Origin of the sequence: Pseudomonas sp. LH1G9 (assembly GCF_002949975.1) — a bacterium.
In the GTDB taxonomy this organism is placed as follows: Bacteria; Pseudomonadota; Gammaproteobacteria; order Pseudomonadales; family Pseudomonadaceae; genus Aquipseudomonas; species Aquipseudomonas veronii.
Map to the genome: position 1 here is coordinate 4,150,680 of NZ_CP026880.1, position 21,408 is coordinate 4,172,087.

Below are 21,408 nucleotides of genomic sequence, written 5' to 3' on the forward strand. Positions count from 1 at the left end.
CTCGTAACAGATCAAACTATTGCGCACCGTTCCGTCGCACTCAATCGGAGCGCACGCACATTAATGGAGCAGACATGAGCAACCCCTTGATTCTTCAGCCCACCAAGCCTGCAGACGCCTGCGTAATCTGGCTGCATGGCCTGGGTGCCGATCGCTACGACTTCCAACCGGTGGCCCAAGCGCTGCAGGAAAACCTGCTGACCACCCGCTTCGTCCTGCCTCAAGCACCGACCCGCCCGGTGACCATCAACGGCGGCTATGAGATGCCCAGTTGGTACGACATCAGGGCGATGAGCCCGGCGCGGTCCATCAGCCTGGAAGAGCTGAAAGAGTCGGCCAAAATGGTCACGGATTTGATCAAGGAACAAAAAAGCAGCGGAATAGACGCCTCGCGGATTTTCCTGGCGGGTTTCTCCCAGGGTGGCGCCGTGGTGTACCACACCGCTTTCCATAAATGGCAAGGCGCCTTGGGTGGCGTGATTGCCCTCTCCACTTATGCGCCGACCTTCGACGACGAGCTGGAATTATCCGCCAGTCAGCAGCGCATTCCGGTCCTTTGCCTGCATGGCCAGTACGACGAGGTGGTGCAGAACGCAATGGGACGCAGCGCTTACGAGCACTTGAAGACCCGTGGTGTCACCGTGACATGGCAGGAATACCCAATGGGTCACGAAGTGTTACCTGAAGAGATCAGCGATATCGGTACGTGGTTGGCCGAACGACTGCGCTGAACGCCGCCGTTTATTTAGCCACATGACAGACGCACTACGCCGCGCCCGATTCTTGCATTACACTGGCCGGCGTATATTCCTTAACCAATTAATGAGATCACCGTGCTCAAAGCACTCAAGAAGATGTTCGGCAAAAGCGAGGCTGAGCCGCTCGCGCCAGTTCCCAGTGCTCCCGTCCCGACACCCGGCAGCCGCCACGACGGTAAACAGCCTGGCCTGGCCGCGCCTGTGACCGCGCCGAAACCGCTCGAGGTGACGCCAACCGAACCGCCAAAACCGGCCGAAGCCGCTGCGGCAGCCGCGCCTGCGCCAAAAGCCGCACGCCGTGAACGCGCGCCCAAACCGCCCGTCACACCGTGGAAACTCGAAGATTTCGTCGTCGAACCCCAGGAAGGCAAAACCCGCTTCCACGATTTCAAGCTCGCACCGGAACTGATGCACGCCATCCAGGACCTGGGCTTCCCGTACTGCACACCGATCCAGGCGCAGGTGCTGGGCTTCACCCTGGCCGGCAAAGACGCCATCGGCCGCGCCCAGACCGGCACCGGCAAGACCGCCGCGTTCCTGATCTCGATCATCACCCAACTGCTGCAAACGCCGCCGCCGAAAGAACGCTACATGGGTGAGCCGCGCGCGCTGATCATCGCCCCGACCCGCGAGCTGGTGGTGCAGATCGCCAAGGACGCCGCCGACCTGACCAAGTACACCGGCCTCAACGTCATGACGTTTGTCGGTGGCATGGACTTCGACAAGCAGCTCAAGCACCTCGAAGCGCGCCACTGCGACATCCTGGTCGCCACTCCGGGCCGCCTGCTCGACTTCAACCAGCGCGGCGACGTACACCTGGACATGGTCGAAGTGATGGTGCTGGACGAAGCCGACCGCATGCTCGACATGGGCTTTATCCCGCAAGTACGCCAGATCATTCGCCAGACCCCGCCGAAAAACGAGCGCCAGACCCTGCTGTTCTCCGCGACCTTCACCGAAGACGTGATGAACCTCGCCAAGCAGTGGACCACCGAGCCGTCCATCGTCGAGATCGAGGCGCTGAACGTCGCCAGCGAAAACGTCGAGCAACACATCTACGCCGTGGCCGGTGCCGACAAGTACAAGCTGCTCTACAACCTGATCAACGACAACGGTTGGGAGCGCGTGATGGTATTTGCCAACCGCAAGGACGAAGTGCGCCGTATCGAAGAGCGCCTGGTGCGCGATGGCGTCAACGCCGCGCAACTGTCGGGCGACGTGCCGCAGCACAAGCGCATCAAGACCCTGGAAGGCTTTCGCGAAGGCAAGATCCGCGTGCTGGTGGCCACCGACGTGGCCGGGCGCGGGATTCACATCGACGGCATCAGCCATGTGATCAACTTCACCCTGCCCGAAATGCCCGACGACTACGTACACCGTATTGGCCGCACCGGCCGTGCCGGGGCAGCGGGTGTGTCGATCAGCTTTGCCGGGGAGGATGACTCGTATCAGTTGCCGTCGATCGAGACGCTGCTGGGCCGCAAGATCAGCTGCGAGACACCGCCGACGCACTTGCTCCGGGCTGTAGAACGCAAACGCCCGTAAGCTCAAATGCGGTCAAACATGTGGGAGGGGGCTTGCCCCCGATAGCGGAGTGTCAGTCGCAGAATTTGCCAACTGACCCACTGCTATCGGGGGCAAGCCCCCTCCCACATTTGATTTCAGCTGATTTTGAGGGATGTGTTCGGCTGGCTACTTCCAGCGATCCGCTGCGGCGTGGTCGCTGTCGCGCCCGTCCACCCAACGCGCACCTTCGCTGGTGCTTTCTTTCTTCCAGAACGGCGCACGGGTCTTCAGGTAGTCCATCACAAACGCGCAGGCATCAAACGCAGCCTGACGATGCGCGCTAGCGGCGGCGACGAAGACGATGGGCTCGCCCGGTTCCAGCGCGCCGATGCGGTGCAGCACTTCCAGCTTGAGCAGCGGCCAGCGTTGTTCGGCTTCCACGGCGATCTTGGCCAGGGCCTTTTCGGTCATGCCGGGGTAATGCTCCAGGAACATCCCCGCCACGTCGTGGCCGTCATTGAAGTCGCGGACATAGCCGACAAAACTCACCACCGCGCCGACGCCGACATTGGCAGCGTGCATCGCGTTGACTTCGGCGCCGGGGTCAAACGGCGTGGGCTGCACACGGATGGCCATACTCAGCCTCCGGTCACGGGTGGGAAGAAGGCGACTTCATCACCGGCTTCGAGCGGCTCGTCGACGCTGCACATTTCCTGATTGCGCGCGCACATCAAGCTGGTCTCGTTGAGCACGTCAAAGCCCGCATCGCCAACCAATGCCTGGCGCACCGCGTCGACGGTGGCGAAGTCGCCTTCCATCTCCAGGGAATCCAGGCCGATCGTTTCGCTGTAGCGGGCAAAAAACAGTACGTTGATGCTCATGCCTGGTCCGCCTTGAAATGCCCGCTTTTCCCGCCGAGCTTTTCCAGCAGGCGGATGTTTTCAATGGTCATGCCACGGTCCACGGCCTTGCACATGTCGTAGATGGTCAACGCAGCGACACTGGCGGCCGTCAGCGCTTCCATCTCTACGCCGGTCTGGCCCGAGAGTTTGCAGCGCGCCACGATGTGTACGGAGTCTATGCCCTCCGCGTTCAGTTCGACCTTGACGCCGGTCAACATCAGCGGATGGCACAAGGGGATCAAATCACTGGTTTTTTTCGCCGCCTGGATCCCGGCGATACGGGCCACGGCAAACACATCGCCCTTGGGATGGGCACCATCGACAATCATTTTCAGTGTCTCGGGCAGCATACGCACCCGCGCTTCAGCCACCGCCTCTCGGAACGTCACGGACTTGTCGGTGACGTCGACCATATGGGCGCGACCTTGGGAATCGAGATGAGTCAGCACAGGGATACTCCTGATCAGGAGCGTCGATTGTAAACCCTGTAGGAGCGAGCTTGCTCGCGAAAAACCAAAGAACAACGCGGGGCTCCAGAGACCCCGCGTTATCGTAGACACTCTTCGCGAGCAAGCTCGCTCCTACATGGAGCGCGTTTACAAGTGAGATTCGGCGTATTCGGCCAGGATCGAACGTGGAACTCCCTGCAGCGCGATATGCACGCCGTTCGGGAAGTCTTTGAAGCGTTCCGTCAGGTAAGTCAGCCCGGAGCTGGTCGCGGACAGGTAAGGGGTGTCGATCTGCGCCAGGTTGCCCAGGCACACCACTTTGGAACCGGCGCCGGCACGGGTGATGATGGTTTTCATCTGGTGCGGCGTGAGGTTCTGGCACTCATCGATCAAAATCAGGCTCTGCTGGAAGCTGCGACCTCGGATGTAATTGAGGGATTTGAACTGCAACGGCACTTTGCTGAGGATGTAGTCGACGCTGCCATGGGTGTTTTCGTCATCCATGTGCAAGGCTTCGAGGTTGTCGGTGATCGCCCCCAGCCACGGCTCCATTTTTTCCGCTTCGGTGCCGGGCAGGAAACCGATTTCCTGGTCCAGGCCCTGCACGCTGCGGGTGGCGATGATGCGGCGATAGCGTTTGGTCACCATGGTCTGTTCGATGGCGGCCGCCAGGGCCAGGATGGTTTTGCCCGAGCCGGCGGCACCGGTCAGGTTGACCAGGTGGATGTCCGGGTCGAGCAGCGCATACAGCGCCAGGCTCTGGTAGATATCACGCGGTTTCAGGCCCCAGGCTTCCTGGTGCAACAGGGGTTCCTGATGCAGGTCGAGGATCAGCAGCCTGTCGACCTGGATCTCTTTGATCCAGCCCACGAAGCCCTGTTCGTCGATGATGAACTCGTTGACGTGTACCGCCGGCAGGTTGTCGATCAGTTGCACCTGGTGCCAGGTGCGACCGTGGTCCTGACGGGTTTCGACCTTGCTGACGCGGTCCCAGAACGAGCCGGTCATGGTGTGATAACCACGGGACAGCATCGACACGTCGTCGACCAATTGGTCGGTACTGTAGTCCTCGGCAGCGATCCCACACGCTCGTGCCTTGAGGCGCATATTGATGTCTTTGGTCACCAGCACCACGCGCATGTCCTTGTCACGAGCGTGCAGGTCGATCAATTGGTTGATGATTTTGTTGTCGTTGAGGTTTTCCGGCAGCAGGCTGTTGGGCTCGCTGCGCTTGCTCATCAGAATCGACAACAAACCCTTGGGCCCGCTTTTGCCGCGCTGGATCGGCACGCCGACTTCGACGTCCTCGGGTGACGCTTCACCCAGGGTTTTGTCGATCAGGCGGATGGCCTGGCGACATTCGGCGGCCACGCTGTGATGCCCGCTTTTGAGTTTGTCGAGTTCCTCCAACACGATCATCGGGATGGCGACGTGGTGTTCTTCGAAGTTAAGCAGAGCGTTCGGATCGTGGATCAGTACGTTGGTATCAAGCACATAAAGGATTGGCTGGTCGGAAGAAGGGTTACGTCCATGATCATCCATACTCGGTCACCTTTGTGGGAGCCAGTCGACGCAATACCACAACAGTGCTGCGCCTCGATTCGACCACCGACTGCACCTTGCGTGACGTCAAGTGCAGTGCCCACATGAGGAGTCTTGGAAGACGCCACCTGTGTTGCAGGTTTCGGCGATCTGACTTCGTAATACCGCAAAACCCATGACAGGAAAAAGCACTTTGACGTTTTTTTGAAGTTTATTTTTCAGGATGACGAATAGCACTAGCCGAGTGCCAGCTACCCCGTTAAAGTCGGAAGTCGGCCCGCATAGAAATATCGTACAAAATCACCCCGAAAATGCCGCATCCCCAACGGGAGCGGGCACTTCAGCCTCTTCAGCGAAACGCCTCCCGGCAGTCCTGCCAACCCAGCCCGCTTTGCGCCGTTGCCTGCAATACCATCGGCAATGCGACCCGCGCCTTGTCCTGGGTGTCGTGAAACACAATCACCCCTTTGCGCCACAACAACATCAATGTCAGCACCCGCTGCGCCGACTCATCGGCCTTGAGCTTGCCTGGCTCGTCCTGGGAGTCGATATCCCACAACGCCACCTGCAAACCCTGGGACTGGAAGAAACCCTGGCTGTCCGCGCGGCGCTGGCCGTAGGGTGGACGGAACAGCGGCACGGAGTTTTCCGGCATCAGGTTCTGCGCCAGCGCGGCGCTGCGGATGATCGAACTTTGCCAGTCGACCCAATGGCTGTGGGAACGGTACTGCCAACCTTGAGTGCCTACGCACTGCCCCTGATACAGCGCCTGCACATCCGCGACGGAACTGCGCTCCACACGGTTTTGCAGGCTGCTGCCGAGGGCGAAGAACGTGGCGTTCATCTTCTGCTTGCGCAGGTAATCGGTGAGCCAGTCGGTATTGCCGCTGACCGGTGCCGGGCCGCCGTCGAAGGTCAGCAGGAACAGGCGGTCGTTGAATTCGTCGCCATTGCGCTCATGGTCACCGAAACGTGCGATTTCGCTGCTGATCTGCGGGAACAGCGCGGCTTTGCGCAGCAGCTCGTCCAGGTAACGCTCGTGGAAATTGTGGCTCGGGCCGGCCCAGCCTATATAGAAGGAGTTGTCACTGACCTCGAACTTGCCGGCCTGCTCGCGCAGGTCGTCCATGTTTTCCACCAGGTAGCAGAACGACGCGTCCTCCTCGCAACTTTCCTGGGCAGCGGTGTAATTCTCCAGAAGGCGCCGCCAGAGCTGGCGACGCAGATCGTCGATGGCCGCCAGGTTGATGATCTTCAGGCCCAGGCGCTGTTTGAGCGCCGCTTCATCCAGGGCTTCGCTGCCGATCAGGCTGCGGGCGAACATCAATATTTCGGCGCGCGAGGCCACGTCGAACAGCGCAGGGCTGCTGAGTTTTTCCGGCCAGACGCCGCGATCCAGGCTGGCCACGTCCACCGGCGCCGCGTGGGCGTTCAGGCAAAACAGGCACGCCGACAATAAAAGCGCTATTCGCACACAGGGTCTCCCTCTCCAGAATCACCGGCCATCATAACGGATCGCGCCTATCGCCATCATAGGTGGAGTCAAAGTGCCCAACCCCCTAGAATCCCGCCCACGTTACAAGCACGATTACAGGAGCCAACTTCATGCTGATGGTGATTTCCCCCGCCAAGACCCTCGACTTCGAGTCCAGGCCTGCGACCCAGCGCTTTACCCAGCCGCAGTACCTGGACCATTCCCAGGAGTTGATCGAGCAACTGCGCCACCTGAGCCCGGCGCAGATCAGCGAATTGATGCATGTGTCCGACAAGATCGGCGGCCTCAACGCCGCGCGCTTCGGCAGCTGGACCCCGGCGTTCACAGCAGCCAACGCCAAGCAGGCGTTGCTGGCGTTCAAGGGCGACGTGTACACCGGCCTCAACGCCGACACCTTCAGCGACGCCGACTTCAGCTACGCCCAGGACCACCTGCGCATGCTCTCGGGCCTGTACGGCCTGCTGCGCCCTCTGGACCTGATGATGCCGTATCGCCTGGAGATGGGCACCAAACTGGCCAACGCCCGTGGCAAGGACCTGTACGCCTTCTGGGGCACCCGGATCAGCGAGTGGCTCAACCAAGCCCTGGCCGAACAAGGCGATGACGTGCTGCTCAACCTGGCGTCCAACGAGTACTTCTCGGCGGTCAAGCGCACGGCGCTGAATGCGCGGATCGTCAATACCGAGTTCAAGGACCTGAAAAACGGCCAGTACAAGATCATCAGCTTCTACGCGAAAAAGGCCCGGGGCATGATGAGCCGCTTCGTGATCGAAGAGCGCATCAACGACCCGGCCCAGCTCAAGCAGTTCGATGTGCAGGGTTATCGCTTCAATGCCGAGCAGTCCAAGCCGGACAACCTGGTGTTCCTGCGCGATCACGCACCGGAATAAGGCCCTGCTCCGCCCTCATAGACGCTAAAGATCAAATGTGGGAGGGGGCTTGCCCCCGATGGGGGGGATCAGTCATACATGGATAGACTGACACACCGCCATCGGGGGCAAGCCCCCTCCCACATTTTTGTCTGCATTTCACAGCGGAAATCGTCAATTGTTTGGCGTCAAAAAATATCCTGACGCATCTCTAACAATTATTTCACTCGACATTCGTCATTTTTTTTCGTAGTGGCACCACTTTTTTAAATCACTAGTGGCACAAAACTATTCCCGCGCGCCAACTCCCCGTAACTACTGGCCCAAATAGCAAGTGCTATCAATATAGTACCAGTGCCATCTTTGCTGATATTTCAAGAAATTTCCGGAAACAGGATGAGCGGCCAGGAACTTAGCCCTAAAGCACCGCTCATACCACCGGTAACGGAATTCTCTGTTTCTGTAAGAGATGACTTACATGGCGACCAACGGAAGTAGCAAAGTTGTCACATTAAACTTTGACTCTGGGCTCATATTACCAACCGATTAGTTAAGAGCGGCGATAAGGATCGATTGCCACACACTATAAGGCCAAGGCCGTGCTTACCCCAATGGGTCAGTGACATAACCCAAGGCATTGATAACTATAGGCTTGCAGCCTTTTATCAAGGCCCTGTTGCACTGGCGCCAGGCCCTTCTCCCAGGAAGGCCGGCTGCATTTCAGGGCAAGCACCAATAACAAGGCCAAGTTGCGCACAACTTGAGTGCAATCATTAGTCACTCGTTATTCAACATGCCTGCACGCGGCAAGTCGGCGTCTATTCGCCTAACTTTCGCGGCATCAGTGACGCTTGCAAACATGAACTCCGGCCATTTAATGGCACGATTTAATACAGAGGTAAATGCGATGCGTATCAGCATATTTGGTTTGGGTTACGTTGGCGCAGTCTGTGCCGGTTGCCTGTCTGCCCGCGGCCATGAAGTGGTCGGCGTAGACATCTCCAAGGAAAAAATCGACCTGATCAACGCAGGCAAATCGCCGATCGTTGAACCGGGCCTGGGCGAGCTGCTGAGCCAGGGTATCGAGACCGGACGACTGCGCGGTACGACCGACTTCGCCGAAGCCATCCGCGCTACCGACCTGTCGATGATTTGCGTCGGTACGCCGAGCAAGAAAAACGGCGACCTGGAACTCAACTACATCGAATCGGTATGCCGCGAGATCGGCTTTGTCCTGCGTGACAAGACCACCCGCCACACCATCGTCGTGCGCAGCACCGTATTGCCGGGCACCGTGGCCAATGTGGTGATCCCGATCCTCGAAGACTGCTCCGGCAAGAAAGCCGGTGTCGACTTCGGCGTTGCGGTCAACCCGGAGTTCCTGCGTGAATCCACCGCCATCGCCGACTACGACCTGCCGCCGATGACCGTCATCGGAGAATTCGACAAAGCCTCCGGTGATGTCCTGCAATCGCTGTACGAAGAACTCGACGCGCCGATCATCCGCAAGGACATCGCCGTTGCCGAAATGATCAAGTACACCTGCAACGTGTGGCACGCCACCAAGGTGACCTTCGCCAACGAGATCGGCAACATCGCCAAGGCCGTCGGCGTCGACGGGCGCGAAGTGATGGAAGTGGTCTGCCAGGACAAGACCCTCAACCTGTCCCAGTACTACATGCGCCCGGGCTTCGCGTTCGGCGGCTCGTGCCTGCCCAAAGACGTGCGTGCCCTGACCTACCGCGCCGGCTCGCTGGACGTGGAAGCGCCGCTGCTCAACTCGCTGATGCGCAGCAACGAATCCCAGGTGCAGAACGCCTTCGACATCGTCGCCGGCCACGACAAACGCAAAGTCGCCCTGCTGGGCCTGAGCTTCAAGGCCGGCACCGATGACCTGCGCGAAAGCCCCCTGGTGGAGCTGGCGGAAATGCTGATCGGCAAGGGTTACGACCTGAGCATCTACGACAGCAACGTCGAGTACGCCCGTGTCCACGGCGCGAACAAGGACTACATCGAAGGCAAGATCCCGCACGTGTCGTCCCTGCTCAACTCGGACTTCGACGATGTGATCAACAACTGCGACGTGATCATCCTCGGCAACCGTGACGAGAAGTTCCGGGCCTTGGCCCATAACGCACCGCACGGCAAGCAAGTGGTCGACCTGGTGGGCTTCATGTCCAAGGCCACCAGTGTGAGCGGCCGTACCGAAGGTATTTGCTGGTAACAGCAACCGCAAGTTTCGGGCTGCCGGCGTCCTGATCCCCAGCGCTTGCAGCTCGAAACCTCCTTCACCTGCGGATGACGCCTATGTCCAAGTTAAAACACGTACTGCTCCAATCCGCCGGCTGGCTGTTCTTCTTGAGCCTGCTGATGGGACTCGCCCTGCTGTTGCCGGCGAGTACGTTCGACTCCGAGTCGAAGAATTTTATTTTCCTGATTGGCGCCGTCGGTATCTGGCGCTACTCGATGGGTGCGACGCATTTCTTTCGCGGCATGCTGTTCCTGTACGTGGTCTACCCCCACCTGCGGCGCAAAGTGCGCAAGTTGGGCAAGGCCGCGGACCCGTCCCATGTGTTCCTGATGGTCACCAGTTTCCGGATCGATGCGCTGACCACCGCGCAGGTCTACAGCTCGGTGATCCGCGAAGCGATCGAATGCGGCTTCCCCACCACCGTGGTCTGCTCGCTGGTGGAAATGTCCGATGAACTGCTGGTGAAAAGCCTGTGGGAACGCATGAACCCGCCGGGCCATGTGAAGCTCGACTTCGTGCGTATCGCCGGCACCGGCAAGCGCGACGGCCTGGCCTTCGGTTTCCGCGCCATCTCCCGCCACTTGCCGGATGACCGCGCCGTGGTTGCAGTGATCGATGGCGACACCGTGCTCGCCGAAGGCGTCGTGCGCAAAACCGTGCCGTGGTTCCAGCTGTTCGGCAATGTCGGCGGCCTGACCACCAACGAGTTCTGCGAAGTGCGCGGCGGCTACATCATGAGCGAATGGCACAAACTGCGCTTCGCCCAGCGCCACATCAACATGTGCTCGATGGCCCTGTCCAAGCGCGTGTTGACCATGACCGGGCGCATGTCGGTGTTCCGCGCCAGCGTGGTCACCGACCCGGGCTTTATCGCCGATGTGGAAAGCGACTCGCTGCAACACTGGCGCCTGGGCCGCTTCAAGTTTTTGACCGGCGACGATAAGTCCAGCTGGTTCAGCCTGATGCGCCTGGGCTACGACACCTTCTACGTGCCGGATGCCGCGATCAACACCGTGGAGCACCCGCCGGAAAAGAGCTTTATCAAAGCCAGCCGCAAGCTGATGTTCCGCTGGTACGGCAACAACCTGCGCCAGAACTCCCGCGCCCTGGGCCTGGGTGTACGTCGTCTCGGCCTGTTCACCAGCGTAGTGCTGTTCGACCAGCGCGTGTCGATGTGGACCTCGCTGCTCGGCCTGACCGTGGCGATCATCGCCACCTTCAAGTACGGCGGCGCGTTCATCCTCGCGTACCTGCTGTGGATCGGCATCACCCGCCTGATCCTGACCGTGCTGCTGTCGTGCTCCGGGCACAGGATCGGCCCGGCGTACCCGGTGATTCTCTATTACAACCAGATCATGGGCGCGCTGGTGAAGATCTACGTGTTCTTCCGCCTTGATCAACAGTCCTGGACCCGCCAGGACACCAAACTGACCCGCGATTTGGCCAGCTTTCAACGTTGGTTCAACACCTGGTCGTCTCGGACCATGACCTTCTCCGCCGGCAGCATTTTCGTCGCCGTGTTGCTGATGATGGTCTGACCCTGCCAAGCCTGAATTAACTCTAGGAAATTGCCCTGATGAACAGCCAAGTAAACGCCAACGTTGTCCACGAATCCGAAGCCCAACGCCAGCACGCCCGGGTCAAAATCCCGGCCAAGTTGCGCTTTTTCAACACTGACCGCACGCCGACCGAAGCGCGGGTCATCGACCTGTCCGCCGGCGGCCTGGCGTTCACCGCCACCCAGCCGCTGATCGTTGGCGAAGTGCACAAGGGTCGCCTGCAATTTGTCATCGACAACCTCGGCCTGGCGATGGATGTGGAGCTGCAGATTCGCTCCTACGACCGCCAGAGCGGGCGCACCGGTTGCCAGTTCCAGAACCTCGACGCGCAGGATATTTCCACGCTGCGTCACCTGATCACGTCGCACCTGTCGGGCGATATCGTGACCATGGGCGACGTACTCGCCACCCTGCAACGCGACAACTTCACCAAGGCGCGCAAGGTCAAGGACGGCGGCAGCAACATGAGCGTCTTCGGCCGCCTGCGCGCCGTGACGTTCAGCCTGGCGATCTTCCTGGTGGGCCTGGCGGCATTCGGTTTCGTCTTCAAATCGCTGTACGGCATGTACTTCGTCAGCCACGCCCAGGCCGGCCTGGTCAGCGTGCCCGGCATGAACGTGACCATGCCCCGCGACGGCACCGTGCAAAGCCTGCTCAAAGGCGACGCGGTGGCGGCCAAAGGCGCGCCGCTCGCGACCTTCAGCACCAGCATGCTCGACGTGCTCAAGGGCCACCTGGACGAAGACCAACTGCAACCGGCCAAGGTCGAAGAACTGTTCGGCAAGCAAATGACCGGCACCCTGACCTCGCCTTGCGACTGCATCGTGGCCCAGCAAATGGTGGCCGACGGTCAATACGCAAGCAAAGGCGACGTGATCTTCCAACTGGTGCCACGCGGCAGCCTGGCCAACGTGGAAGCACGCTTCTCCTACCGCCAGTTCGCTGACGTTCGCCCAGGTACCCCGGTGAACTTCCAGGTCGCCGACGAAGAACAGACCCGCACCGGCACCATCGTCAGCAGCACCAGCCTGAACAGCGCCGACCTGTCCTCCGACATCCGCGTGCAGATCAAGCCGGACGCACCGCTGGACAGCGCCTACGCCGGCCGCCCGGTGGAAGTCACCAGCGACCGTGGCCCATCGCTGAACTGGCTGATCGATAAAGCCATGGCTGCCGGACTGTAAGCGAGGACATGCCTGTGACGACTCTCCTGAAAACACCGCAATCCCTGTGGGAGCGGGCTTGCTCGCGATGGGATCAGTGCGGTTTGCCTGACGGACCGCACGGCCTGCATCGCGAGCAAGCCCGCTCCCACAAGGGTCCTGTCGCGTTGCTGGCACTTGCGGTCAGCCTCGCCGGTTGCGCCGGCCTGCCCGACCAGCGCCTGGCCAACGAAGCTCTCAAGCGGGGCGACACGCTCACCGCGCAGCAGAATTACCAGCAACTGGCGACCCTGGGTTACAGCGAGGCCCAGGTGGGCCTGGCCGATATCCAGGTCGGCACACGCGACCCGGCGCAGATCAAACAGGCCGAGGCCACTTACCGCGCCGCTGCGGATATTTCGCCGCGCGCCCAGGCCCGCCTGGGGCGCCTGCTGGTGGCCAAGCCCGGCGCCACCGAAGCCGAACACCATGAAGCCGAAGGCCTGCTGAAAAAAGCCTTTGCCAATGGCGAAGGCAACACCCTGATCCCGCTGGCGATGCTGTACCTGCAATACCCGCACAGCTTCCCCAACGTGAACGCCCAGCAGCAGATCAACAAATGGCAGGCCGCCGGTTACCCGGAAGCCGGTCTGGCCCAGGTGCTGCTGTATCGCACCCAGGACACCTACGACCAGCATCTGGATGATGTCGAGCGCATCTGCAAGGCCGCGCTGAACACCACCGACATCTGCTACGTCGAACTGGCCACGGTCTACCAGAAAAAAGCCGAGCCAGAAAAACAGGCCGAACTGCTCAAGCAAATGGAAGCCGGCTACAGCCGCGGCACCGTCACCGCACAGCGCATCGACAGCGTGGCCCGCGTATTGGGCGACGCAACGCTGGGCAAGACCGACGAGAAAACCGCCCAGGCGCTGCTGGAAAAAATCGCCCCCGGCTACCCCGCATCCTGGGTCAGCCTGGCGCAATTGCTCTACGACTTCCCGGAACTGGGCGACGTCGACCAGATGATGAAGTACCTGGACAACGGCCGCGCCGCCGACCAGCCGCGCGCCGAGCTGTTGCTGGGCAAGCTCTACTACGATGGCAAGTGGGTGCCGGCGGACGCCAAGGCCGCCGAAGCGCATTTCCAAAAAGCCGTGGGCCGCGAAGTGGCCGCCGATTACTACCTCGGCCAGATCTACCGCCGTGGCTACCTGGGCAAGGTCTACTCGCAAAAAGCCCTGGACCACCTGCTGACTGCTGCGCGCAACGGCCAGAACAGCGCCGACTTCGCCATCGCGCAATTGTTTTCCCAAGGCAAGGGCACCAAGCCCGACCCATTGAACGCCTATGTCTTCAGCCAATTGGCTAAAGCCCAGGACACGCCAGAGGCCAACGACCTGGCCACGCAGCTCGAAGCCCCGCTGACGCCGGAACAACGCGCCGAAGGCCAACGCCTGGTGCAACAGGAACTGGCCGCGCGCGGCACCCTGGCCCAGAGCACGCTGCAACTGCACGCCCTGCAAGAAGAAGACGGCGAGGAATCCCTATGAAGCTCAATCCATTCGTGCAGGCCGGTATCGGCCTGACCTTCGCCCTGCTGTGGTCGTGCCCGACCCTGGCCGCGCTGACCGAAGCGAAGAACTTCGGCCTGGAAGTCAAAGTCACCGGCCAGTCCGAAGACGACCGCGACCTCGGCACCCAAAAGGGTGGCGACGTCAACGGCATCGGCCTCGACCTGCGCCCGTGGGTCTACGGCGAAAGCGGCAACTGGAGCGCCTACGCCATGGGCCAGGCCGTTACCTCGAGCGACATCATCGAGACCGACACCCTGCAGCAGTCCTCGGATGACACCACCGAGCAGTCGAGCAACAGCGACCGCACAGCGAAGAAAAACTACCTGGCGCTGCGCGAGTTCTGGGTCGGCTACAGCGGCTTCACGCCCTACCCCGGCGAGCTCCTCAAGTTCGGCCGCCAGCGCCTGCGCAATGACGACGGCCAATGGCGCGACACCAACATCGAAGCGCTGAACTGGACCTTCGACACCACCCTGCTCAAGGCCAACGTCGGCGCCGCCGAACGCTTCAGCGAATACCGCACCGACCTCAAGGAACTGTCGCCCGACGAAAAAGACCGCCAGCACTTCTACGCCGACGCCGCCTACCAGTGGACGCCGGGCCAGTGGATCGGCCTGCGCGGGCACCACACCCATGACGACGGCAAGCTCGACTATTCCGAACCGGGCATGCCCATCGACCCCTCGGACAAGCGCGAGAACGGCGACCTGACCTGGCTCGGCATCGAGGCCAACAGCGACGCCTACAACTGGCGCAACACCAACACCGTCAACTACTGGGCCAGCGTCACCGGCATGCAGGGCGACCGCGACACCGTCAACGCGTTGAACGCCGACGGCACCCGCCCGAGCAACGCCAAGCGCAGCGAAGACGTGAGCGGCTGGGCCACCGATCTGGGTATCCGCCTGCGCCTCGACCCGCAGTGGCAAGTGGGTGCGGCCTATGCCCGCGCCAGCGCCGAGTACGAACAGAACGGCCTGCAAAGCAACCGTTCGAACTTCACCGGCACCCAGTCCCGCCTGCATCGCTTCGGCGAAGCGTTCCGCGGCGAGATGAACAACATGCAGTCCATGAGCCTGTTCGGCTCCTGGCAACTGCGCGAGGACTACGACGCCAGCCTGGTGTACCACAAGTTCTGGCGCGTCGACGGCAACAAGCCGGTGGGCAGCAACGGCATCGACGCCGTGCAGAACAACACCGACGACGTGACCGGCGCGATCCTGTCCAGCACCTCCCTGCCCCTTGAAGACGGCAAGAAAGACCTGGGCCAGGAGATGGACCTGGTCGTCACCAAGTACTTCAAGAAAGGCCTGCTGCCGGCCGCGCTCAGCCAGTCGATCGACGAACCGTCGGCCCTGGTGCGCTTTCGTGCCGGCGTGTTCAAACCGGGCGACGCTTATGGCAGCCAGGTCGACTCGTACATGCATCGCGCCTTTGTCGACGTGATCTGGAAGTTCTGATGGGAGCCCGCGCAATGATTGCTCACCCCTTCACAGGCAGATGCTTGCTGGTGACCGCGATGCTGATGGCCAATGCCACAGCCTTCGCCGATACCGCGCAGCCGGTCAAGGCGCCGACCATCGCCAAAGAACTGCAACAGGCCAAGACCTACACCATTTCCAGCCCGCCGACCGCGCCGCTGGAAATGCCCAAGCCGGCCCTGCCGAACCTGTCGGGCTACACCGCCGCGGCGATGGAAAAGAAAATCGTCAGAACCAAGCCGGGCAAAATCAGTATCCGCCGCATGATGCAGGAAGACGCGCTGAAGGACTTCATCGGCGGCGACAACAAGATGGCCGAGTGGGTGGTGCGCCAGCACGGCATTCCCCAGGCGATCTTTATCGACGACGGCTACATGAACCTCAAGGACCTGCTGGGCAAAGTGCCCAAGCAGTACCTCAGCGAAACCTCGCCGGGCGTGTTCCTCGCCAAGTTGCCGATCGTGGTCGGGCGCAAGGGCATCCTCGATATCGACAAGCACACCAAAGAACTGCGCCTGTCCCAGGAGGCCGGTGCGTTCCTGATCAACGACGGTCAGCTGTTCGTGCGAGATACCAAGATCACCGGCTGGAAAGAAAAGGCCAACGGCCCGGCGACCTTCCAGTCGCCCCAGGAATTCCGCCCGTTCCTGCTGGCCTGGGGCGGCACCGAGACCTACATCGCCAACACCAAAATGGCCAGTTTCGGCTATGCCAACAGTAAGTCGTATGGGGTGAGTATTTCCCAGTACACGCCGAACATGGCCAAGGTGCTCAAGCGCCCTGAACCGACCGGCTGGATCATCGACTCCGAGTTCTCGGACATGTGGTACGGCTTCTACTGCTACGAGACCGAAGGCTTCGTGATCAAGGGCAACACCTACAAAGACAACATCGTCTACGGCATCGACCCCCACGACCGTTCCCACGGCCTGATCATCGCGGACAACACCGTCTACGGCACCAAGAAGAAGCACGGCATCATCATTTCCCGGGAAGTGAACGACAGCTTCATCTTCAACAACCGCAGCTACGACAACAAGCTTTCGGGCCTAGTGATCGACCGTAACAGTGTGAACAACCTGATCGCCGACAACGAGATCTACCGCAACCACACCGACGGCATCACGCTCTATGAGAGCGGCGACAACCTGTTGTGGGGCAACAAGGTGATCGCCAACCGTCGCCACGGCATCCGCATACGCAACAGCGTCAACATCAAGCTGTACGAAAACACCTCGATGGCCAACGGGCTGACCGGCGTCTACGGCCACATCAAGGACCTGACCGACACCGACCGCGACATCGCCCTCGACCCGTTCGACACCAAGGTCTCGCTGATCGTGGTCGGCGGCGAACTGGCCGGTAACGGCAGCGGGCCGCTGTCGATCGACTCGCCGTTGAGTATCGAGCTGTACCGCGTGTCGATGCTGGCGCCGACCAAATCCAGCGGCATCAGCTTCTCCGGCGTGCTGGGCGATCGCCAGGAAGAAATTCTCGACCTGCTGGTACGCCAGCAGAAAGCCGTGCTGATCGACCCTGTCGAACGCCAGACCGAAATGCAGGACTGAGGATGACCCTTATGCACCCACACATGATCAAACTGTTGAGCCTCTCGGGTCTGACCCTCGGCCTGCTCGCGGCCAGCCAGGGCGTGCGCGCCGACGAGATCAAGGCGCCGACCTTCAGCGCCGAACCGTGCTGCAGCCTGTGCCCGGCGGCCCACGACGCGAAGAACTACACCACGCGCTACCAGCAGAACTTCACCACCCTGGTGCAAGCCCAGGGCGACTGGCTGTTCCGTACCCAGGAAGACCTGCGCACCGAATTCGACACCAGCCCCGCCGGCTACAAACGCATGCAACAGCTGCACGATGCGTTCAAGGCCAAGGGCGTGGAACTGGTGGTGGTCTACCAGCCGACCCGTGGCCTGGTGAACCGCAACAAGCTCAACCCTGAAGAGAAAGCCGCGTTCGATTTCGACAAGGCCCTGGGCAACTATAAGAGCATGCTCGGCCGTTTCGCCAAGATGGGCTACGTGGTGCCGGACCTGTCGCCGTTGACCAACGAGCAGTTGCCCGATGAGTTACCGGCCCACGATTTCTACTTCCGCGGCGACCAGCACTGGACCCCTTACGGCGCCCAGCGCACCGCGAAAATCGTCGGCGCCAAAGTGCGCGCGATGCCCGAGTTCGCCGAGATTCCCAAGCGCGAATTCGAAACCAAGCGCTCCGGGCGCATGGGCAAGACCGGCACCCTGCACAACATGGCCGGGCAACTGTGCGGCACCAGCTACGCGATCCAGTACATGGACCAGTTCACCACCGAGCCCAAGGGCGAAGCCGGCGACGGCGACCTGTTCGGCGATTCGGGCAACCCGCAGATCACCCTGGTCGGCACCAGCCACAGCGGCAAGAACTACAACTTCGCCGGCTTCCTCGAACAGGAAATCGGCGCCGACATCCTCAACGTCGCCTTCCCCGGCGGCGGCCTGGAAGGCTCGATGATCCAGTACCTGGGCAGCGACGAGTTCCAGAAGACGCCGCCGAAAATCCTGATCTGGGAATTCTCGCCGTTGTACCGCCTCGACCAGGAAACCATCTACCGCCAGATGATGGCGCTGCTGGACAACGGCTGCGAAGGCAAGACCGCGCAGATGAGCGCCAGCGCCACCCTGAAACCCGGCAAGAACGAATTGCTGGTCAACAGTTCGAACAAAGACCTGCGCAACGCCAACCATCAGGTCGACATCCGCTTCGCCGACCCGTCGGTGAAAACCTTGCAAGCCACCCTCTGGTACATGAACGGGCGCCACGAGGACATCAAGATCGAAAAACCCGAAACATCCGATACAGACGGGCGTTTCGCCTTTGAACTGCGCACCGACGAAGACTGGGCCTCGCAGAACTTGCTGGCCGTGGAAGTGCAGGGCCCCGAAGCGGGTGCTGCCGCGCAGAAAGTCGAAGCGAAAATTTGCACACGCAACGTATTCCCAAGCGGCGGTCAGAAGACTGCCTCACTCGGGCAATGAGGTTACCTATGCAGAAGTTATTGATCCCCACATTGCTGGGCCTGGCGATCTTCGCCGGTTCTGTGAATGCCGCCGCGCCACTGCGTCCGCCCCAGGGTTATTTCGCCCCGGTGGAAGCGTTCAAGACCGGCGACTTCAAGGACGGCTGCGACGCCATGCCGGCGCCGTACACCGGCTCGCTGCAGTTTCGCAGCAAGTACGAAGGCTCGGACAAGGCCCGTTCCACGCTGAACGTGCAGTCGGAAAAAGCCTTTCGCGACAGCACCGCCGACATCACCAAGCTGGAAAAAGACACCAGCAAGCGCGTGATGCAGTTCATGCGCGACGGTCGCCCGGAACAGTTGGAATGCACACTCAACTGGCTGACCAGTTGGGCCAAGGCGGATGCGTTGATGTCCAAGGACTTCAACCACACCGGAAAATCCATGCGCAAATGGGCGCTGGGCAGCATGGCCTCGGCCTATGTGCGCCTGAAGTTCTCCGACTCGCACCCGCTGGCCAACCATCAGCAGGAATCGCAACTGATCGAAGCCTGGTTCAACCGGCTGGCCGATCAGGTGGTGAGCGACTGGGACAACCTGCCGCTGGAAAAAACCAACAACCACTCCTACTGGGCCGCCTGGTCGGTGATGGCGACGTCCATCGCCACCAACCGTCGCGACCTGTTTGACTGGGCGGTGAAGGAATACAAAGTCGGCGCCAACCAGGTCGACGACCAGGGCTTCCTGCCCAACGAACTGAAGCGCCAGCAGCGCGCGCTGTCGTACCACAACTACGCCCTGCCGCCGCTGTCGATGATCGCCAGTTTTGCCCTGGTCAACGGCGTGGACCTGCGCCAGGAAAACAACGGCGCGCTCAAACGCCTGGGCGACAAGGTGCTGGCCGGGGTCAAGGACCCGCAGATCTTCGAGCAGAAGAACGGCAAAGAGCAGGACATGAAGGACCTCAAGGAAGACATGAAATTCGCCTGGCTTGAACCCTTCTGCACCCTCTACACCTGCGCGCCGGAGGTGCTCGAGCGCAAACATGGGATGCAGCCGTTCAAGACCTTCCGCCTCGGGGGCGACCTGACCAAGGTCTACGACCCGACGCACGAAAAAGGCAACAAAGGCAGCTGACGAAACGCGGTTAGAAATGTGGGAGGGGGCTTGCCCCCGATAGCAGTGTGTCATTCAACACAGATGGCGACTGTTACACCGCCATCGGGGGCAAGCCCCCTCCCACATTTGAGCAATACAGCCGCCCCCGAATTCGTGGGGGGGTTTGGGGGGGCTGCGGCCCTTGACTGTTGGTTAAACATGGAGAGATCGGGATGGTTTTCTCGTCCAATGTGTTCCTGTTTCTGTTCTTGCCGATCTTTCTCGGCTTGTACTACTTGAGCGGGCAACGCTATCGCAACCTGCTGCTGCTACTGGCCAGCTACGTGTTCTACGCCTGGTGGCGAGTGGACTTCCTGGCGCTGTTCGCCGCCGTCACGCTGTGGAATTACTGGATCGGCCTCAAGGTCGGTGCCGCCGGCGTGCGTACCAAGCCGGCGCAACGCTGGCTGCTGCTGGGCGTGGCGGTCGACCTGTGCATCCTCGGCTACTTCAAGTACGCCAACTTCGGCGTCGACAGCATCAACGTGATGATGAAGTCGGCGGGCCTGGAGCCGTTCATCCTGACCCACGTACTGTTGCCGATCGGGATCTCGTTCTACATCTTCGAGTCCATCAGCTACATCATCGACGTGTATCGCGGCGACACTCCGGCCACGCGCAACCTCATCGACTTTGCCGCGTTCGTGGCGATCTTCCCGCACCTGATCGCCGGCCCCGTCCTGCGCTTTCGCGACCTGGCCGACCAGTTCAACAACCGCACCCACACCCTCGACAAGTTCTCCGAAGGCTGTACGCGGTTCATGCAGGGGTTCATCAAGAAGGTCTTCATCGCCGACACCCTGGCGGTGGTGGCCGACCATTGCTTCGCCCTGCAAAACCCCACCACCGGTGATGCCTGGCTCGGTGCGCTGGCGTACACCGCGCAGTTGTACTTCGACTTCTCCGGCTACAGCGACATGGCCATCGGCCTGGGCTTGATGATGGGTTTCCGCTTCATGGAAAACTTCAAGCAGCCGTACATCAGCCAGTCGATCACCGAGTTCTGGCGGCGCTGGCACATCAGCCTGTCGACCTGGCTGCGCGACTACCTCTACATCACCCTGGGCGGCAACCGTAAAGGCACGCTGATCACCTACCGCAACCTGTTCCTGACCATGCTGCTCGGTGGCCTGTGGCACGGCGCGAACATCACCTACATCGTGTGGGGCGCCTGGCACGGCATGTGGCTGGCGATCGAAAAAGCCATCGGCCTGAACACCTCGCCGCGCAGCTTCAACCCGATCCGCTGGGCCTTGACGTTCCTGCTGGTGGTGATGGGCTGGGTGATCTTCCGTTCTGAAAACCTGCACGTCGCCGGGCGCATGTACGGCGCGATGTTCAGCTTTGGCGAATGGTCGCTGTCGGAACTCAACCGCGCCAGCCTCACCGGCCTGCAAGTGGCGACCCTGGTGGTGGCCTACGCAACGCTGGCGTTCTTTGGCCTGCGCGACTTCTACAGCAACCGCCCTGGCGAGAAAACCAAGGCGGCCGACCCGAGCCTGATCAAGGCCGTGCCGGGCGACGACCCGGGCAGCATCCACCAACCTGGTTTCACCGTGGGCAAAGACGCCGCCGTGCAACCGGCCTACTGGACCGCTGACTGGCCACGCTACGCCATGCGCGCGGCGGTGCTGCTGCTGTTCGTGGCGTCGATTCTGAAACTGTCGGCGCAGAGTTTCTCGCCGTTCCTTTACTTCCAATTCTGAGGGA

Annotated in this window: 17 protein-coding genes; 12 read left to right on the forward strand and 5 right to left on the reverse strand. The window is 61.0% G+C overall.

The genetic code is table 11. The features are described from left to right. Nucleotides 1-74: 74 nt before the first annotated feature. Nucleotides 75-731: an alpha/beta hydrolase gene (locus tag C5F70_RS19190; protein WP_017848649.1), complete on the forward strand. Its 657-nt coding sequence runs from the start codon at nt 75-77 to the stop codon at nt 729-731. A 96-nt stretch (nt 732-827) separates the two neighbouring features. Beyond that, nucleotides 828-2,303, forward strand: a complete 1,476-nt coding sequence (gene rhlB, locus C5F70_RS19195; protein WP_102618729.1) for an ATP-dependent RNA helicase RhlB — start codon at nt 828-830, stop codon at nt 2,301-2,303. A 147-nt stretch (nt 2,304-2,450) separates the two neighbouring features. Here the strand turns inward: rhlB and moaE are convergent, their stop codons facing one another. The 5 genes from moaE to C5F70_RS19225 form a co-directional block, all read right to left on the reverse strand. Continuing rightward, nucleotides 2,451-2,900, reverse strand: a complete 450-nt coding sequence (moaE, locus tag C5F70_RS19200; protein WP_104903875.1) for a molybdopterin synthase catalytic subunit MoaE — start codon at nt 2,898-2,900, stop codon at nt 2,451-2,453. Nucleotides 2,901-2,902: 2 nt separating this feature from the next. Next, the gene (gene moaD, locus C5F70_RS19205; RefSeq protein WP_017848646.1) at nt 2,903-3,145 is read right to left on the reverse strand and encodes a molybdopterin converting factor subunit 1; all 243 of its coding nucleotides are present in this window, start codon (nt 3,143-3,145) and stop codon (nt 2,903-2,905) included. After that, nucleotides 3,142-3,615: a cyclic pyranopterin monophosphate synthase MoaC gene (gene moaC / locus C5F70_RS19210; protein ID WP_017848645.1), complete on the reverse strand. Its 474-nt coding sequence runs from the start codon at nt 3,613-3,615 to the stop codon at nt 3,142-3,144. Before moaC ends, moaD begins: the two co-directional genes overlap by 4 nt. 147 nt (nt 3,616-3,762) lie before the next feature. Then, nucleotides 3,763-5,157, reverse strand: a complete 1,395-nt coding sequence (locus tag C5F70_RS19220; protein ID WP_017848644.1) for a PhoH family protein — start codon at nt 5,155-5,157, stop codon at nt 3,763-3,765. Nucleotides 5,158-5,506: 349 nt separating this feature from the next. Next, complete coding sequence (locus tag C5F70_RS19225; protein WP_104903877.1) at nt 5,507-6,631, reverse strand: polysaccharide deacetylase family protein; 1,125 nt, start codon at nt 6,629-6,631, stop codon at nt 5,507-5,509. A gap of 131 nt (nt 6,632-6,762) precedes the next feature. Between C5F70_RS19225 and yaaA the strand changes: the two genes are divergently transcribed. The 10 genes from yaaA (at nt 6,763) to C5F70_RS19280 (ending at nt 21,404) form a co-directional block, all read left to right on the forward strand. Then, nucleotides 6,763-7,542, forward strand: a complete 780-nt coding sequence (yaaA, locus tag C5F70_RS19230) for a peroxide stress protein YaaA (protein ID WP_017848642.1) — start codon at nt 6,763-6,765, stop codon at nt 7,540-7,542. A gap of 886 nt (nt 7,543-8,428) precedes the next feature. Continuing rightward, nucleotides 8,429-9,745, forward strand: a complete 1,317-nt coding sequence (locus tag C5F70_RS19235) for a nucleotide sugar dehydrogenase (RefSeq protein WP_046384626.1) — start codon at nt 8,429-8,431, stop codon at nt 9,743-9,745. Nucleotides 9,746-9,828: 83 nt separating this feature from the next. Then, a complete protein-coding gene (gene alg8 / locus C5F70_RS19240) occupies nt 9,829-11,310 on the forward strand; it encodes a mannuronan synthase (protein WP_017848640.1) in 1,482 nt (493 codons plus the stop codon). A gap of 38 nt (nt 11,311-11,348) precedes the next feature. Next, entirely contained in the window at nt 11,349-12,515 is a 1,167-nt protein-coding gene (locus C5F70_RS19250; protein ID WP_017848639.1) for an alginate biosynthesis protein Alg44, read from the forward strand. Nucleotides 12,516-12,523: 8 nt separating this feature from the next. Next, complete coding sequence (gene algK, locus C5F70_RS19255; RefSeq protein WP_169885212.1) at nt 12,524-14,026, forward strand: alginate biosynthesis TPR repeat lipoprotein AlgK; 1,503 nt, start codon at nt 12,524-12,526, stop codon at nt 14,024-14,026. Further along, nucleotides 14,023-15,510 carry an alginate export family protein gene (locus tag C5F70_RS19260; RefSeq protein WP_046488660.1) on the forward strand — a complete coding sequence of 496 codons (1,488 nt, stop codon included), beginning with the start codon at nt 14,023-14,025 and terminating at the stop codon, nt 15,508-15,510. The genes algK and C5F70_RS19260 overlap by 4 nt, the downstream gene beginning before the upstream one ends. After that, nucleotides 15,510-17,099, forward strand: a complete 1,590-nt coding sequence (gene algG / locus C5F70_RS19265; protein WP_104903878.1) for a mannuronan 5-epimerase AlgG — start codon at nt 15,510-15,512, stop codon at nt 17,097-17,099. Before C5F70_RS19260 ends, algG begins: the two co-directional genes overlap by 1 nt. 11 nt (nt 17,100-17,110) lie before the next feature. Next, on the forward strand, nt 17,111-18,559 hold the full coding sequence (locus C5F70_RS19270; protein ID WP_046385355.1) for an alginate O-acetyltransferase: 1,449 nt from the start codon (nt 17,111-17,113) through the stop codon (nt 18,557-18,559). Between the two features lie 8 nt (nt 18,560-18,567). Further along, nucleotides 18,568-19,677, forward strand: coding sequence for a mannuronate-specific alginate lyase (locus tag C5F70_RS19275; protein WP_104903879.1), 1,110 nt, complete (start codon nt 18,568-18,570; stop codon nt 19,675-19,677). A gap of 194 nt (nt 19,678-19,871) precedes the next feature. Beyond that, nucleotides 19,872-21,404 carry an MBOAT family protein gene (locus C5F70_RS19280; RefSeq protein WP_046488667.1) on the forward strand — a complete coding sequence of 511 codons (1,533 nt, stop codon included), beginning with the start codon at nt 19,872-19,874 and terminating at the stop codon, nt 21,402-21,404. The last annotated feature ends 4 nt before the right edge of the window (nt 21,405-21,408 follow it).